Origin of the sequence: Sphingomonas gellani (assembly GCF_900110035.1) — a bacterium.
In the GTDB taxonomy this organism is placed as follows: domain Bacteria; phylum Pseudomonadota; class Alphaproteobacteria; order Sphingomonadales; family Sphingomonadaceae; genus Sphingomonas; species Sphingomonas gellani.
Window position 1 is genome coordinate 40,141 of record NZ_FOCF01000004.1, and the last position, 16,248, is coordinate 56,388.

A 16,248-nucleotide genomic window follows, 5' to 3' on the forward strand; every position below is an offset into this window, starting at 1 on the left:
CTCTCCCTCACGCTTTTCGCGCGCTATTGTGTGTCGAACGTCGCCAGTGCCTGATCCAAAATGGCCCGGTCGCGCGGCGTCGGGTGCCAAGGGCCGCCCAACAGGCCATGCTCGCCAACGATCGCGTCGACGATGCCCTCGCGACCCGCCGTCCAGGCGGCGGCGAGTTCTGCGGCGCGCGGGTCGTCGGCGGGTTCCCGCACGTGGATCAACCACGCGGCCAGCGCGGTCAAAGTCTCCGGGCAGGTTCGGCCCCGCGTCGCATTGGCGGCGAGCGAGGCCAGCCAGCGCTGCGGCACCTTTTGCGATCCGTCGCTCGCGATCTGAAGCAGCGCGTGCGGCAGGGCGGGGTTGGCGAACCGGCGCAGCAGGGCGTCGGCATAGGCGGACAGATCCTGTCCGGTGGCGGGGTCGATACCGGCCGCCGCCTCGTCACGGATCAGCCGCTCTACCGCCGGACCGATGACGGCGTCGCCGATCGCCTGGTGCACATAGTCGAACCCGGCCAGCAGCCCGCGATAGGCGAGCGCGGAATGCGCGCCGTTGAGCATGCGCAGCTTTGCTGTTTCGTAGGGCGCGACGTCGGCGACGATCTGTGCGCCGACCATGTCCCAGCGTGGGCGGCGGCCGGCGAAGCGATCCTGGATCACCCACTGCGCGAAGGGCTCGGTCACGACCGCCGCCTCGTCGCGCAAGCCAAGGGCTGTCTCTACTTCGTCCAGGCCGGCTGGCGTCATCGCGGGCACGATCCGGTCGACCATGGTGGACGGGGTGGTGCATTCCCGCATGAACCAGGTGCCGAGCGTCGGATCGACATGGTCGAGCCATGCCGAGAGCGATGTCGCCAGCACTCCGCCATTATCGGCCAGGTTGTCGCACGACAGCAGCGTCAATCCACCCAGCCCCCCATCGCGACGGTCGGCGAAGCTGCGCGCCAGATGGTGGTAGATCGTGTTGCCGGCCCGCGCGATCGCGGCGATGTCGAGCGACCCGTCGGCGGCGCGGTGATAACCCTTTTCGGTCACCGTCAACGTGACGATCGTCACGTGGGGTGAAGCAAGCGCATGCCGCAATCGCCCCGCATCGGACGCTACGACGACGTCGCGCACCGCACCGATCAGGCGGGTGCTCCGAGCGTAGTCGCCCATTTCCGGGCCCATTTCCGTGACGGTGTAGAGCCCGTCCTGCGGCACCATGGCGTCGGCGACCGTGCGGGACCGAAGCGACGCGCCGATGATGGCCCAATCGCGATCGCCCGCCGACATGGCCGCGTCGGTGAACACCGCCTGATGCGCGCGGTGGAAGGCGCCGATGCCCAGATGGACGATGCCCGCGTGCTGCCCCTCCCGATCGTAATCGAAACGGGCAACGTCCGCGGGCAGATGGTCGATCGTGGCGGTCGACAGCCTCACAGGCGATAGGTCCGGCGGGCAAGCCCCACGGTGAGCTCCTGCGCGATCTCGGCCGCTTCCCAGTCCGCCAGGCGATGCTCTGCCACCAGCCGCGCGAGAAAGGCGCAATCGACCCGTCGCGCGACATCGTGGCGGGCGGGGATCGAGAGAAAGGCGCGGGTGTCGTCGTTGAACCCGACGGTGTTGTAGAAGCCGGCGGTCTCTGTCGTCATCTCCCGGAACCGGCGCATCCCTTCGGGAGAGTCGTGGAACCACCAGGCGGGCCCCAGCTTCAGGCAGGGATAATGACCCGCGAGGGGAGCCAGTTCACGCGCATAGGTCGACTCGTCGAGCGTGAAGAGGATGATCGTCAGATCGGTTGAGTTGCCGACCACGTCCAGCATCGGCTTGAGGCCGTTCACGAAGTCGGCGCGACCCGGAATGTCTGCGCCGCGGTCGCGGCCGTGGCTGGCGAACAGCTGCGCATTGTGGTTGCGGATGCTGCCGGGGTGGATCTGCATCACCATGCCGTCGTCGATCGACATCTTCGCCATCTCGGTCAGCATCTGGGCGCGGAACAGCTCTGCGTCGGCGGCGCTCGGGCCGGGCCGGATGACCCGCTCGAACAGCGCGGCCGCTTCGCGCGGTTCCAGGTTCGCGGTGCGGGCGGTGGGGTGGCCGTGATCGGTCGCGGTCGCGCCGGCGGCGCGGAAGTCCGCGCGGCGTTTGGCATGCGCGGCCAGATAGCCGGACCAGGTCCACACATCCTCGCCCGTCAGCGCCGCGAAGCGCACCATCGCCGGCCGAAACGCCTCATGCTCGACATCGATGACCCCGTCGGGGCGATAGGTGGTGACGACCCGGCCCTGCCAGCCCGACAGCCGTATGGCGCGATGTGCCTGCAGCGGGTCATCGGCTCCCTCCGTGGTCGCAAGGAACTCGATGCCGAAGCGATCGAACAGGGCGCGCGGGCGAAAGGCGTCGGTGAAGAGCTGTTCCGCGATATGATCGAAATACAGGTCGCTGGTCGATGCATCCAGCGCGACCTCCAGGCCCAGGACCTCGGCGAAGACATGGTCCAGCCATAGTTGCGACGGGGTCCCCCGAAACAGGTGGTAATGGCTGGCGAATGTCCGCCACGCCTCGCGCGGGTCGGTGTCGGGCGTCCCCTCGCGCGAAGGGACGCCCAGGCGCGCGAGGTCGACGCCCTGGCTGTAGAGCATGCGAAACAGATAATGGTCCGGCGACAGCAACAGGCTGGTCGCATCGCGCCACGCGTCGTTGGTGGCGAACCAGCGTGGATCGGTATGGCCGTGCGGCGACACGATCGGCAGCCCGGCCACCTGCGCATAGAGCGCTCGCGCGATCGAGCGCTGATCGGGATCGCTGGAGAACAAGCGATCGGGCGACAGGCGGAGCGGGCGGGTCATCGCCCCGCCGCCATGTGCGCGATTCCGCGTTCCAGCCCGCGCAGTTCCGCCAGCCCACGCATGCGACCCAGAAGCGAATAGCCCGGCAGGGTCCGCTTCGACAGGTCGTCCAGCATCTGGTGGCCATGGTCTGGCCGCATCGGGATGGAGCGCGCCTCACTCGTTTGCAGCCTGTGGATCGCGGCGACGAGTTCGACCATGCCGGCATCTCCCTCCAGATGCGCGGCCTCGTGGAACGCGCCACCCGCCTCGCGTTGAACAGAGCGCAGGTGGAGAAAGCCGATCCGATCGCCGAGGCGGTCGATCATGCCGGGCAGATCATTGTCCGCCCGCGCACCCAGCGAACCTGCGCAAAAGCAAAGACCGTTCGACCTGTTCGGGACGCGGGCGAAGAGCGTCGCAAGGTCTTCCTCCGTGCTGACCACGCGCGGCAGCCCGAAGAGTGCGAAAGGCGGATCGTCGGGATGCACGACGAGGCGGACATCCAGCTCGTCTGCCAGCGGGCAGACCGCCTCCAGGAACGCGACATGGCTGGCGCGGAGCGTTTCCGCGTCGATCTGGTCATATTGCGACAGCGCGTCGCGGAACCGGTCGGCGGTGAAGGTCTCCTCGCTGCCTGGCAGGCCGGCGATGATCGTGCGTTCCAGCAGAACGCGCGCCTCTTCGCCCATCGCGTGGAAGCGGCGCTCGGCACGGTCGAGCAGGTCCGGCGTGTAATCCCGCTCCGCGTTCGCGCGCCGCAGGATGTGCAGGTCGAAGATCGCCGCGGCCTCAAGTTCGAAGCGGAGTGCAAGCGCACCGTCAGGCATCGGCCACGCCAGGTCGGTTCGCGTCCAGTCTATCACCGGCATGAAATTGTAGGTGACGGTGCGGATATCGCACGCGGCCAGGTTCCTCAGGCTGTCGCGATAACGGTCGATCAAGGTATCGCGTTCGGCGGCACCCGTCTTGATCGCCTCATGCACCGGCAGGCTTTCGACCACCGACCAGGTCAGGCCCGCCGCCTCGATCTTCGCCTTCCGCGCTTGGATTGCTTCGCGGCTCCAGACGTCGCCATTCGCCACCTCATGCAGCGCGGTCACGATGCCGGTCGCACCCGCCTGACGAATGTCGCGCAGGGACACGGGATCGGATGGGCCGAACCAGCGCATCGTTTGGGTCATCATCACCCGTCAGCTACCCCTCTCCGGCCCCATGGCCCTGTTGGTGTTCATTCTGTTCGCTTGGCAATCTAGCATCGGCAAAGCTGATAGGCCAGATAGAGCAAAGTGGTAAGGCCATTTCAAAACACCATCCTCGGTGATTTTTTGGCGCCGAAATGGGTGCCGCGTCAGCCAGCGGCGAGCAAAAAGCGGGTGCGCCGCGTGTGGCGGCGCACCGTGGAGGACCATCGGCATGGTTTGGGGAATGCCCACGCCTTTGGAGACTCTGTCTCAGAACTGGAAGTTGACCGCCAGCGCATAGGTCCGCCCGAAATACGCCGTGTAGAGCGGGTCCTTGCGCACCGTGTCGACGGTCAGGCGGTTGGTCTCGTTCGTGATGTTCGACACCTCCGCGATCAGCTTGATGTTGTCGTTGATGGCGTACGAGGCGGACGCGTCGACGAAGATCGAGCTTGAGTTGGACGTCGAGTCCGCGTCGACTGAGCCGCTGGGCACGGCGGTCAGGAACGCGGAGCGATAGTTCACCGTCGAACGAATGCTGAACTTCCTGTCCTCGTAGTACAGCGTTCCGCTGGCAGTTTCGGGCGACAATCCGACCAGCGGCGCCGTGCGGGACAGCGTCGATGAGATGACGTAGTTGATGTTCGATCGCACTCGCGTGAAGTTGCCGAGTGCCCCGAAATTGCTCAGCGCGCCGGGCAGGAAGCGGAACGGCAGTTGGACGTTCACCTCGAACCCGCGGAGCGGGCCGCCCGGCGTGTTGTTGCTCCGCTGGACGGTGAACAGATCGCTGGGTCGCAGCTGCGTACCGTTGAGCAGGCTCAGCGGCAGGCCGATGTCTTGGAATGCGACCGACTGGCTCGTCGTCTGGATGTAGGTTTCGATGTTCTTGTAGAAATATGCCACAGAGATCAGCGATCCCGGCGCGAAATACCATTCGAGCGCCGCGTCGAAGGTGTTCGCCCGGATCGGCTCCAGGAAGGGGTTGCTGAACGATGCGGTCTGGATGACCAGGTTCGCCGATCCGGCCGGGATCAACTGTCCATAGGATGGCCGCGACATCACCCGTGCCGCGGACGCGCGGGCGATCAGGTTGGACGTCACGTCCAGTGCAAGGTTCGCGGACGGTAGCCAGTCGTCATAGCTGCGGTTGACCTGTGAGATGACGAAGCGCGAAGGATACAGGGATCCGGCCGGCGCGGCGGTGGTGATCGGACCATAAACGTCCAGCTTGGTATGGACGTAGCGTACGCCCGCGTCGCCGCGCAGCGCGAAGGGCAGGGTGTTCGCGGTGTTGAATTTGACCATCGCGTAGCCGGAGCCATATTGCTCCTTTACCCCGCCATAGGTGCCCTTGGCGCATTCGATGCTGCAATACACGTAGCTGTCCAGGCCGACCGCGTCCCGGAACTTGTCCGGATCGATCGAGACGAAATCCTGCAACTGCCCGTCAAGGTTCTTGCCCACCCCGCTCGTCACGGAGGTGATGCTGGAAAGCGCGACGCCGCTTGGCAAAGCGAGCGGCGTGTTGGTGGCGAGTTGCCGCTCGCGCGCGGTGTATTTGTTGGTGCGATACTGGCCGCCGAACTGGATCGTGAAATCGGGCGCGGCCTCCCATTCGCTGTTCAACTCGAACGTCTTGCTGGTGATCGTGTTGCTGCGGATGAAGTTCGACAATTGACCCCGCTGGTTTCCGTTTGTCAGCGGCGGGCCGTACTGGAACAGCGCGGCGTTGGTGGTGTCGATCCCATACCCGATCTTCGGAATGTCGGGGTTGTCGCGGAAATCGATCGAGAAATCGCGCGTGTCGTTGGAGTCGATCGCTACCTGCAATCGGTTCACGTCCAGCTTCGACTGGTTGATGCCCGCCAGGCCGAAGACGCGGAACGTGTCGGTGAAACGGTGGTCGAGATTGAGGTTCACCTGACGATAGGTCGAGGTGAACCGCTCGTCCTGCATCTCCGACCGCAGGTCGACGCCGTCGAACAGGCCGTGCACCAGCGAGCCGTTCTCATCGACCTCGATCTCGCGGACGGAGGTCAGCGGCTGACCGTTGTTGGAGATCGCACGGCCGAACGACCGCGCGTCGAACATCTGGTCGAGGCGGCTGACCTTGAAGCGCGAGTAGAGGCCGTCGAGCGAGATGTCGGTGTCGTCGCCCGGCTTCCATTGCAGCGTCAGCGTGCCGGCAAGGCGTTGCTGATTCTGGCTGCTTTTCACCGGTCGCGGCAGGCGGGGCAGGAACACGCCGCCGCCCGGCCGGCCGTTCACGCCGGTGCGGCTCATGATATAGTCATAGGCGGCGGCGTTGCCTGTGCGCGGATTGCCGGTGCTGCAATTGTTGGCGTCCGCGCCGATCGGGACGCCGTTCGGTTGGGTGTAGCCGGGGACGGGGTTGGTCGTCGGAACGCCGCGATAGACATAGCCGACCGGCGTGCAGAACGGAAAGATGACCCCGGCATTGGCACTGCCTGCCGGGGCTGCCTGACCATAGACGGTCGTGGGCACGACATCGACCGCCGAATAGGCATATTCCTCGATATGACGCTTTGAATAGGCGATGCTGCCGAGTACGCCGAAGGTGTCGTCGAACTTCTTCGACACCAGCGCGGACAGGCGCGGGTCCGCCTTTTTGCTGATGTCGTTGTAGATGCCGCGCGCGGTGCCGCTGAACACGAAGTCGCCGCCCTTCTGATCGAAGGGCTTGGGCGCGCGCAGATCGACGGTCGCGCCAAGCGATCCTTCCTCGACATCGGCCGACAGCGTCTTTCGCACGGAAAGCGCGGAGAAGATCTCGGTCGGGAAGGTCACGAAATCGAAGGAGCGGCCGGTGGCGACGCCGCCGCGTATGTCGCTGCCGCTGACCTGGCTCACACCTTCCATGCCGTTGATGCGGACGCGGGTGAATTGGGAGCCAAGGCCGCGTACGGATATGTTGCGGCCCTCACCACCATCGCCGCGCGACAACGCCACACCTGGAATGCGCTGCATCGATTCGGCGAGATTGGAGTCGGGGAACTTGCCGATGTCCTCGGCGACGATACTGTCGATCGCCGCCGTTTCCTGCCGTTTCTGATTGAGAGCGCTGTTGAGGGCGGCGCGAAAGCCCACCACGACGATGTCGCCGTCCGGTGTATCGGGAGCCGCCTTGGTCGGATCGACGGGATCGGGTGTGCTGGTCTGTTCGCTGGCCGTGGGGGGCGCCTGACCACTGGTCTGCTGCGCGAAGGTGGGTGCGGCGACCAGCAGGCTGACGACGCTGGTCGAGACAAGCAATGCACGCCTGTCGAAGCTCTTGCGGCTCAAATACCCTCTCCCGATAGCCTGGCCGTGCGGGGTGTCCCGCCGTCCTGTATGGTCTGCCAATCTTGTTTGACTGGTCAGCTTGATCGTCAGGTATCATCGTCGTTTGCAGAAGACAATGGCAAGGTATTTGGTCAGGCAGTCACGTCGCCAGGTCGTCTTGGCTTGTACGGTTGGCCTGTCCCGATCTCCTCATCGTGCCGGGAACGGTGCCGGTGCGCGCCTGATCTCGTCAGCGTCGGCTGGTCAAACCGACCGGCGGGCCAGTGCGCGGCGGCGCTGGTCGGTGGCGGCGCGGGCGCGTTCGACGGCCTCCGTCTCGGTCACGTCGAGCAGATACTCGATCACGCGCGCGAGATGGTCGCGCATGGCATTGCGGGCGTCGACCGGCGAGCGGGCCTCCAGCGCGCTCAGGATGCGGCCATGTTCGGCCATGCGGTTCTCGGTGCCCAGGCTTCCCGCTTTCGCCAGCACCTCGCGGGCAAGCGGCGAGCGGAAGCGCATGTCCCAGAAATCGGCAACCGCGGATATGATGACGGCATTGCCCGTCGCCTTGGCAATGGCGATGTGGAAGCGGCGGTCGGCGTCCTCGGCCGCTGCCGTGTCCTCTTGCGCCATCTCCGATAGCAGGCCCCGCAGTTCGGCGAGTTGCGCCTCGTCGATCTCGGTCGCGGCGACGGCGGCGACTTCGCCTTCGAGCAGCCGGCGCGCTTCGGTGATCTCAAAGGCGCCGATGTCCAGTTCCTGGTCCGCGTCGTTCGAGGAGGATGCGAGGACGAACACGCCCGACCCCTTGCGGGCCTCGACCAAGCCCTTCATCTCCAGCGCGATCATCGCTTCCCGGATCGTCGGTCGGCTGACCTGGAAGCGTTCGGTAAGGTCGCGTTCGGCGGGCAGGCGCGATCCGACGGCGAATACTCCGTTGGCGATATCGGTGACGATCGCATCCACGATCCTGCGGTAAAGTTTACCGCCGCCTTCAGCGCCTTGCATTCCTGTCCTCGCTCGATGGTGTCGGCTGCGCCGTCCCTCCTACTTCGCTTAGAGCGGGCGGCGGTCAAGCCTGATCAAAGTCGAATGGCCGCCGCTGCCTCAAGAAATGCCTTACAACCGCCTTGCATGTTGTCCGACCACAATTTAGACGTGCTGACAGGAGAGGCTGCACGACAGCGTCATGTCGGCAGCGAACGAGGCGATGCTGGACGGCCCAACCGAGACGGTCCGGCCCGTCCCGGCATAAAGAGAAAAGGGGATGTCGTGGCAAAGGGGCTCGCAATGTTGACCATGGCGGTCCTGCCGCTGATGGTGCAGGCGTCCGTTTCGGCAGCCACGGCGCGAACCGCCCAGCCGCCCTGGCGCGACGTCACTCCGCGCAGTGGGCTTGCCGGTTGGCATGCGACCGGCGGCAACGCGACCTACGCCTTTGAAAATGGCGAACTCATTGGACGGGCGGAGCCGGGCAAGACCAACAGCTGGCTTGTGTCCGACGCGCAATATGGCGACTTCATCGTCGAATTCGATGCGAAGACCGATCCTGCGCTCAATTCCGGGATGATGATCCGGGGGCAGAGCCGGCCCGATTACCGCAACGGCGTGGTACATGGCTATCAGGCCGAGATCGATCCGTCGCCGCGTGCGTGGAGCGGCGGGATGTATGACGAACAGCGGCGCCAATGGCTCTACACGCTCGGCCGCAACGAGGCCGCGCGCAAGGCTTTCCGCTCGGGCGACTGGAACCATTATCGGGTGGAGGCGATCGGCAACCGGCTGCGGACCTGGATCAACGGCGTGCCAGCGACGGATACCGTGGACGACACGGACGCGCGCGGGTTCATCGCGTTCCAGGTGCATGCCATCCCCGACGCCGACGCCGCCCGGCATCCGGAGGTCCGGTTTCGGAACGTGCGGGTCATCACCGATGCGCCGGCCCGGTTCGCGATGCCGGCAACCGCGCTGCCGCAGCAGGGTTGGCTGTCCAATCGCCTGTCCACCGGTGAGCAACGGGCCGGATGGAAACTGCTGTGGGACGGCAGGACAGGCACGGGCTGGCGCGGGATCAAGGGTGCGGGGTTCCCGGCATCGGGCTGGCGGATCGCGGACGGCGTGCTGCACGACGAGGGCGGCGGTGGCGATATCATCACCACCCGCGATTATCGCGATTTCGAACTGTCGCTCGATTTCAAGCTGACCCCCGGCGCGAACAGCGGCATCAAGTATTTCGTCGATGCCGGCCTGCTCAAGAAGGGCGAGGCGATCGGGCTGGAATACCAACTGCTCGACGATGATCGGCATCCGGATGCGAAGATGGGCCGCGACGGGAATCGCACTCTCGGCTCGCTCTACGACCTGATCGCGGCGAAGAACCTGTCCGATCCGGCCAGTCCCGGAAAACGGATCAACCCGCCGGGCGACTGGAACCGTGCCGTGATCGTGGCGCGGGGCAATCATGTCGAGCATTGGCTGAACGGCTTCAAGATGGTCGAATATGACCGCGGCTCCCCCGCATTCCGTGCGCTGGTGGCGCAAAGCAAATTTGCCGGCGTGCCCGGTTTCGGCGAAGGCAGGCAGGGCCCGATCCTGCTGCAGGATCATGGCGACCGCGTCGAGTTCCGGTCGATCAAGCTGCGCGAACTCTGAGGGGGAATGGGGCGATGGACCGTCGGACGATGATCAAGGGCGCGGGTGCCACCATGGGGCTGGGCCTCGGCATGGCGATCAGCGCGCGCAGCTATGCCCGGATCAAGGGCGCGAACGAGCGACTGCGCGTCGCGGTCGTCGGCGTGAATGGGCGCGGGCAGGCGCATATGAGCGCGTTTTCGCAACTGCCCAACGTCGAGATCACGCACTTCTGCGACGTGGATTCGGCGGTGCTGGCCAAGCGTGCGGGTGAGTTCGCCGCAAAGGGGCATGCGGCGCCCAAGACGGTCGGGGACTATCGCCGGCTGCTCGATCGCAAGGCCGTCGACATCGTCACCGTGGCGACGCCGGATCACTGGCACGCGAAGGTCGCGATCGACGCCATGAAATCTGGTCGTGACGTGTATTGCGAAAAACCGATCGGCATCGCCCCGGCGGAGGGCGAAGCGATGATCGTGGTGCAGAACAGCACCGGGCGCAAGCTGCAGGTCGGCAACCAGCAACGCTCCAGCCCGGAGACGCGGCAGTTGCTGGCGCTGATCCAGGCCGGCGAATTGGGCGACGTGTACGAGGCGCAGACCTGGTATGCCAACAACCGCCAGTCGATCGGCAATGGTCAGGAAACGGCGCCCCCTGCCAATCTCGACTGGAACATGTGGCAGGGGCCGCGCCCGCGCGGAGCGTATCGGTCGAACCTGGTGCCGTACAATTGGCACTGGTTCTGGAAGTACGGCACCGGCGAAATATGCAACAACGCCATGCACGAACTGGACGTCGCGCGCTGGCTGATGGGGCTGACCTATCCCACGCGGGTGGAGGCGCAGGGGGCGAAGCGGTTCCACGCCGGCGACGATTGGGAAATGTACGATTCCCTGGCGCTCGACCTGTCCTACGATCAGGGGCGCACGATCCGCTGGAACGGGCAAAGCTGCAATGCGATGCTGACCTATGGTCGGGGACGCGGCGTGCTGTTGCTGGGGACCAAGGGGTCTGCGGTCGTCGATCGCAACGGGTTCGAACTCTACGACCTGGCCGGCAAATCGGTCCGGCAGGTGATGGCGGCGGCGTCGTCGGAGACCACCGGCACGGTGGGTGAGGGCGCGCTGGACGTCTATCACGCCGGGAACCTGGTGGACGTGATCCGCGGCAAGGCCGCAGCGCTGAACTCGCCCATCGCGGAGGGGCATATCAGCACGACGCTCTGCCACCTCGGCAACATGGCCTATCGCACGAACAGCGTGCTGAGCGTCGATCCCGCGACGGGCAGGCCCGCCAGCGCGGATGCGATGAAGCTGTGGTCGGTCGCCTATGAGCCAGGTTGGGAGGTCAAGGCCTGACGGCGATGGCTGTTCTTGCGGACGTCGAGCGTTTCGCGGCGATGGGGACCCGCGTCGAACTGCACCGGTTCGGTGAGGGCGATCCCGCCGCGCTGGCGGGCGCCCGCCGTGCGATCGAGGCCGTGGACGACGCGCTGACCATCCACCGCCCGTCAGCGACGACCGTCCTGAATGAAAGGCTTCTGGCGGGGCAGGAGGCGGCGGTGGACGACCCGCTGCTGCTCAAGGCGCTGGTGACCATCGACGAGGCGCATCGCGCCACGCTGGGACTGTTCGACCCTGCCGCCGATCGGCGGCTCGGCGCGGCGGGTTGGGGCGATATCCTGCTCGATCGCGAGGCTGGCCGGATCAGGGCGGCAACGCCCCTCGCGCTGGATTTCGGCGGGTTCGGCAAGGGGTTCGCGCTGGACCTTGCGTGCGTGGCGCTGAGGGCGGCGGGCGTCCGGTCGGCCTGCCTGTCCGCCGGGGAGAGTTCGATCGCGGTGGTGGGCGAACACCCGCTGGGCGGCGGCTGGCCCTTCGCCATACCCCATCCCCTGCGGCCCGGTCAGACCTTGCTGGAGCTCGAACTGAATGACGAGGCGATGTCGATTTCCTCGACCGTCGGCGCGGGGGTGGACGCACCCGAACGCGCGCCGATGATCCGGCCCGGCTACGCGGCTCCGGTGACGCGGCGGCGGTGCACGGTCGCGATCGACCGGCTGGGCGCGCGGGCGGAGGCGATGAGCACCGCCCTGATCGTCGCCGACGACGACCGGGCCATACGCCTGTTGAGCGGGCGTCCGAACCGCAATTTCCTGTTCGATCTTTCACAAGAGGCCGCAATGCCCGTTCCGCCATCCAGGATGTCGTTGCAATGACCGAGAAGGATTTCGACCTGACGCGGCGGTCGTTCATTGATCGCGTGCTGCTGGCCACGGCGGGTGCCGGCATGGCGGCTGCGGCACCATGGGCCGGAATGGCCGCGGCGGCCGAGCCGGCGAAGACGCACCCGGTGCGACTTGGCGTGATCGGCACCGGTGATCGCGGCCGTGCGCTGATCCAGAACATCGCGAAGACGCACAACTGCACCGTCGTGGCGATCTGCGACACCTACCCGCCGCATCTGGCGCGGGGGCAGGTGCTGGCCCCGACGGCGCGGGCGTTCACCGATCATCGCGCGATGCTGGACGCGGGCGGGATCGACGCCGTGGTGATCGCGACGCCGCTCAACACGCACGCGCGGCTGTGTTTCGACGCATTGGATGCGGGGCGACATGTCTGGTGCGAAAAGGCGATGGCGCGCACCATTGCCGATTGCGGCGCGATGATCACCCGGGCGAAGGCGACGGGCAAGGTGCTGCAGATCGGGCACCAGCGGATGTTCCATCCGACCTATCTGAACGCGCTCAAGCGGGCAAAGGCGGGTGAGATCGGGACCATCACGCAGATCCGGGCGAGCTGGCACCGCAACAACAGCTGGCGTCGGCCGGTGCCTGCCGATGCGACGGATCGGCAGATCAACTGGCGGCTGTACCGCGACAGTTCCGCAGGGTTGATGACCGAACTGGCGACGCATCAGGTCCAGGTCGGCAACTGGTTCCTCGACGCGGTTCCGACGCGCGTCATCGGGTCGGGCAGCCTGTGTTTCTGGAAGGACGGGCGGGAGGTCTATGACCATGTCGCGCTGATCTATGAATATGTCGGCGGTCGGAAACTGATCTACACCTCGCTGCTGAACAACGCCCGCTATGGCTGCGAGGAGCAGATCCAGGGCAGCAAGGGCACGATCGAACCCGAACTCGGGCGCATCTACCAGGAGGTGCCCGCAAAGGTGCTGGCGCTCCAGCGCATGCAGAAGGACGTCACGCGCGGGCACAAGCGTACCGTGCCGATCGGCGGCGCGACCTGGTTCCCCGAGCTTCCCGTGACCACGCCGGGAGAGTCGCTCGGCTGGGGCGAATATGGCGAGACGATGCTGCAGTTCGAGGGCTTTGGCGAGGCGGTCCGCGCGGAAAGGCCGCTGCCGGGCCTGTTGGCGCAGGCCTATCATGCCAGCGTCGCATCGCTGCTGGGCGAACAGGCGATGGACCGCGGTCAGGCGATGAGCTGGCCGACGGATCTGGTCGCGATCTGAGGGGATATGCCTGTGACTGACACCAACCGTCGTGCGCTGCTGGGCATGGGACTGACCGCCGGTATCGCCACCGGCTTCGCGGCCGGCGCCTTCGCCCAGTCGGTCACGCGCGGCGACGCCCCGACGGAGGGCGCGGTGGCGAAGCCCGCCCCGGAGGCGAAGTATCGCGTGCCGTTCGCGGTGATCGGGATGGATCACAACCATATCTACGGCATCACCGATGCGGTGATCCGGGGTGGGGGCGTCCTGACCGCGTTCTACGCCACCGATCCGCAACAGATCGCGACCTTCCGCAAGCGTTATGGCGACATAAAGCTGGCGCGATCGGAGCAGGAAATCCTGGATGATCGCGCCATCAAGCTGGTGTGCAGTGCCGCAATCCCCAGCCTGCGCGCGCCGCTCGGCATCCGCGTCATGCGCGCGGGCAAGGATTATCTCAGCGACAAGGCGGCGGTCGTTACGTTGCAACAGCTCGCCGACGTCCGCCGCGCCATCAAGGAGACCGGGCGCAAGTTTGCGATCATGTATTCAGAACGGCTGGAGGTGCCCGCCGCCGTCATGGCCGGGCAGCTGGTTCATGACGGGGCGATCGGGCGGGTGATCCAGACGGTCAACCTGGCCCCGCACCGGCTGGCCGCGCCCAGCCGTCCGGCCTGGTTCTGGGACCCGGCACGCAATGGCGGCATCCTGACCGATGTCGGCAGCCATCAGGCGGATCAGTTCGTGTACCTGACCGGCAGCAAGCGCGCGCAGGTCCTCGCATCGCAGACCGGGAATTTCGGCAACCCCGATCACCCGAATTTCGAGGATTTCGGCGACATGATGCTGAGCGGCGATGGCGGATCGGGCTATGTCCGGGTCGACTGGTTCACGCCCGACGGCCTGCCGACCTGGGGGGACGGGCGGCTCTTCATCCTGGGAACCGAGGGGTATATCGAGCTGCGCAAATATGTGGACATCGCCGGCCGCCCCGGTGGCAACCACCTGTTCGTCGCGGATCGCAAGGGTGCGCGCTATCTCGACTGTTCCAAGGTTCCGTTGCCGTTCGGCCCGCAGTTCGTCACCGACCTCGTCGAACGCACATCGGTCGCGCAGGATCAGGAGGGCGCGCTGCTCGCGGCCGAACTGGTGCTGACCGCAGAGGCGCACGCGAAGCCAGCCAGGCGGGCCTGAGCGCGGACCCGGCCGCGTCGAACAGGGTGGTGCGCGGCAGTCGGCGTCGGCCGGCTCCCTGCCTATCCCCGACCCGCTCTGGCCCATCCGTCGGCGGCGGGTTCGATCGTCTGGAGGAACGCCTCGGCGCTGGCCCTGATCTCCGCGCGTGACGCATCGGAGAAACGGTCCCATGTCGCATACATGTTGCGCATCCTGCCGTTGCCGCGCAGCCGGTCCTCGTTGCGGGCGACAAAGTCCCAGAACAACGCGTTGAAGGGGCAGGCGTCCGGCCCCACGCGCGTCTTCACGTCGTATCGGCATCGCCCGCAATAATCGCTCATCCGGTCGATATAGGCGCCGGTCGAGGCATAGGGCTTGGACGCGATGGCGCCATTGTCGGCGAACTGGCTCATGCCGATGACGTTCGGCATCTCGACCCATTCATAGGCGTCGAAATAGACCACCAGGAACCAGTCGGAGATCGCCTTCGGATCGACACCGGCGATCAGCGCGAAATTGCCCAGCACCATCAGCCGCTGGATATGGTGGGCATACGCCTCCCGCTTCGTCTGGCCGACGCTTTCCGCCATGCAGCGCATGTCGGTTTCGCCCGTCCAGTAGAATTCCGGCAGCGGCCGTGTCGCGGCCAGGGCGTTTCGGCTCTCGAACGCGGGCATGTCGCGCCAGTACATGCCGCGCATATATTCGCGCCAGCCGATGATCTGGCGAATGTACCCTTCCGCCGAGTTGATCGGCACGTCGCCCTTCTCATAAGCCGACTGGACCGCGCGGCAGACCTCAATCGGGCTGAGCAGCCCCAGATTGATGCTGGACGACAGGACGCTGTGGTACAGATACTCCTGTCCCGCGATCATCGCGTCCTCGTACCGGCCGAAATCGGGCAGGGCGGTCGCGACGAAATGGTCCAGCGCCTTCAGCGCCTGTTCGCGGGTGACCGGCAGCGCGAAGGGTTCCAGATCGCCGAAATGGCCGGCGAACTCGCTCGCCACCAGCGCCAGCACGTCGCGGGTGATCGCGTCGGGCTCGAAGCGTTCGGGCAACGGGTAGTTGAGGCCGCGTGGCGGCGTTTCGCGGTTGTCGTGGTCGAAGTTCCACTGCCCGCCCTCCGGCTGACCCGTGTCGGTCATCAGCAGCCCGGTGCGGCGGCGCATGTCGCGGTAGAAATACTCCATCCGATACTCGCGCCGGCCCTTCGCCCAGGTGAGGAACTCGGCGATCGGGCAGATGAAGCGGTCGTCGTCCAGGATCTCGACCGGTACCCCCGTGTCCTTCGCCCAGCCATCCTGCATCGCGCGGACCCGGTATTCCGCGCCTTCGACGACGCGCACCGCGCTTGCGCTGTGCCGCTCTACCGCGCGCACCACCTCTGCGGTGAAGCTCTGCCTGTTCGCCGGGTCGTTCAGCGTGACATAGTCGACGGTCCAGCCCGCCTGGCGCAGCATGTCCGCGAAGTGGCGCATCGCGGAGAAGATCAGCGCGATCTTCTTCTTGTGGTGACGGACATAGCCCGTCTCCTCCCGCACCTCGACCATCAGCACCACGGCATCGGCCGGGTCGGTCGTGCGTAAGGAGGCGAGGTCGAGCGACAGCTGGTCGCCCAGCACCGGCACGATCGTGGTCATTCGGGCTGCCCCCGGTGCAACGGCCGGGAGTGCCTGTCACTGGCGGCTACCTGCCCGGAGAAGTGGGCGGATC

The 16,248-nt window shown here is 66.1% G+C and carries 11 protein-coding genes; 5 read left to right on the forward strand and 6 right to left on the reverse strand.

The features are described 5' to 3' along the window. Positions 1-23 precede the first annotated feature (23 nt). From BMX37_RS08995 to BMX37_RS09015, 5 genes are all read right to left on the reverse strand, one after another. On the reverse strand, positions 24-1,412 hold the full coding sequence (locus tag BMX37_RS08995) for a mannitol dehydrogenase family protein (RefSeq protein ID WP_093665423.1): 1,389 nt from the start codon (positions 1,410-1,412) through the stop codon (positions 24-26). Then, complete coding sequence (gene uxaC / locus BMX37_RS09000; RefSeq protein ID WP_093665424.1) at positions 1,409-2,821, reverse strand: glucuronate isomerase; 1,413 nt, start codon at positions 2,819-2,821, stop codon at positions 1,409-1,411. Before uxaC ends, BMX37_RS08995 begins: the two co-directional genes overlap by 4 nt. Then, on the reverse strand, positions 2,818-3,987 hold the full coding sequence (uxuA, locus tag BMX37_RS09005) for a mannonate dehydratase (RefSeq protein ID WP_093665425.1): 1,170 nt from the start codon (positions 3,985-3,987) through the stop codon (positions 2,818-2,820). The genes uxaC and uxuA overlap by 4 nt, the downstream gene beginning before the upstream one ends. A gap of 267 nt (positions 3,988-4,254) precedes the next feature. Next, a complete protein-coding gene (locus BMX37_RS09010) occupies positions 4,255-7,290 on the reverse strand; it encodes a TonB-dependent receptor (RefSeq protein WP_244501490.1) in 3,036 nt (1,011 codons plus the stop codon). A gap of 243 nt (positions 7,291-7,533) precedes the next feature. After that, entirely contained in the window at positions 7,534-8,280 is a 747-nt protein-coding gene (locus BMX37_RS09015; RefSeq protein ID WP_093665426.1) for a FadR/GntR family transcriptional regulator, read from the reverse strand. Between the two features lie 282 nt (positions 8,281-8,562). Between BMX37_RS09015 and BMX37_RS09020 the strand changes: the two genes are divergently transcribed. Genes BMX37_RS09020 through BMX37_RS09040 form a run of 5 tightly spaced genes read left to right on the forward strand, consistent with a single transcriptional unit; the run spans position 8,563 to position 14,550 of the window. Further along, entirely contained in the window at positions 8,563-9,924 is a 1,362-nt protein-coding gene (locus BMX37_RS09020; RefSeq protein ID WP_244501491.1) for a 3-keto-disaccharide hydrolase, read from the forward strand. Positions 9,925-9,938: 14 nt separating this feature from the next. Continuing rightward, a complete protein-coding gene (locus BMX37_RS09025; RefSeq protein WP_093665427.1) occupies positions 9,939-11,261 on the forward strand; it encodes a Gfo/Idh/MocA family protein in 1,323 nt (440 codons plus the stop codon). 5 nt (positions 11,262-11,266) lie between these two features. Further along, the gene (locus BMX37_RS09030) at positions 11,267-12,121 is read left to right on the forward strand and encodes an FAD:protein FMN transferase (protein ID WP_093665428.1); all 855 of its coding nucleotides are present in this window, start codon (positions 11,267-11,269) and stop codon (positions 12,119-12,121) included. Next, a complete protein-coding gene (locus tag BMX37_RS09035; RefSeq protein WP_093665429.1) occupies positions 12,118-13,377 on the forward strand; it encodes a Gfo/Idh/MocA family protein in 1,260 nt (419 codons plus the stop codon). Before BMX37_RS09030 ends, BMX37_RS09035 begins: the two co-directional genes overlap by 4 nt. 12 nt (positions 13,378-13,389) lie before the next feature. Beyond that, positions 13,390-14,550, forward strand: a complete 1,161-nt coding sequence (locus BMX37_RS09040; RefSeq protein ID WP_212611419.1) for a Gfo/Idh/MocA family protein — start codon at positions 13,390-13,392, stop codon at positions 14,548-14,550. Positions 14,551-14,612: 62 nt separating this feature from the next. Here BMX37_RS09040 and BMX37_RS09045 read toward each other — a convergent pair whose 3' ends face one another. Further along, a complete protein-coding gene (locus tag BMX37_RS09045; RefSeq protein WP_093665431.1) occupies positions 14,613-16,175 on the reverse strand; it encodes a cryptochrome/photolyase family protein in 1,563 nt (520 codons plus the stop codon). Positions 16,176-16,248: the final 73 nt, after the last annotated feature.

Coding starts and splice junctions, on each gene's coding strand:
- uxaC (WP_093665424.1), bottom strand. CDS start 2,821: ATGACCCGCCCGCTCCGCCTGTCGCCCGATCGCTTGTTCTCCAGCGAT.
- uxuA (WP_093665425.1), bottom strand. CDS start 3,987: ATGATGACCCAAACGATGCGCTGGTTCGGCCCATCCGATCCCGTGTCC.
- BMX37_RS09015 (WP_093665426.1), bottom strand. CDS start 8,280: ATGCAAGGCGCTGAAGGCGGCGGTAAACTTTACCGCAGGATCGTGGAT.
- BMX37_RS09020 (WP_244501491.1), top strand. CDS start 8,563: ATGTTGACCATGGCGGTCCTGCCGCTGATGGTGCAGGCGTCCGTTTCG.
- BMX37_RS09025 (WP_093665427.1), top strand. CDS start 9,939: ATGGACCGTCGGACGATGATCAAGGGCGCGGGTGCCACCATGGGGCTG.
- BMX37_RS09030 (WP_093665428.1), top strand. CDS start 11,267: ATGGCTGTTCTTGCGGACGTCGAGCGTTTCGCGGCGATGGGGACCCGC.
- BMX37_RS09035 (WP_093665429.1), top strand. CDS start 12,118: ATGACCGAGAAGGATTTCGACCTGACGCGGCGGTCGTTCATTGATCGC.
- BMX37_RS09045 (WP_093665431.1), bottom strand. CDS start 16,175: ATGACCACGATCGTGCCGGTGCTGGGCGACCAGCTGTCGCTCGACCTC.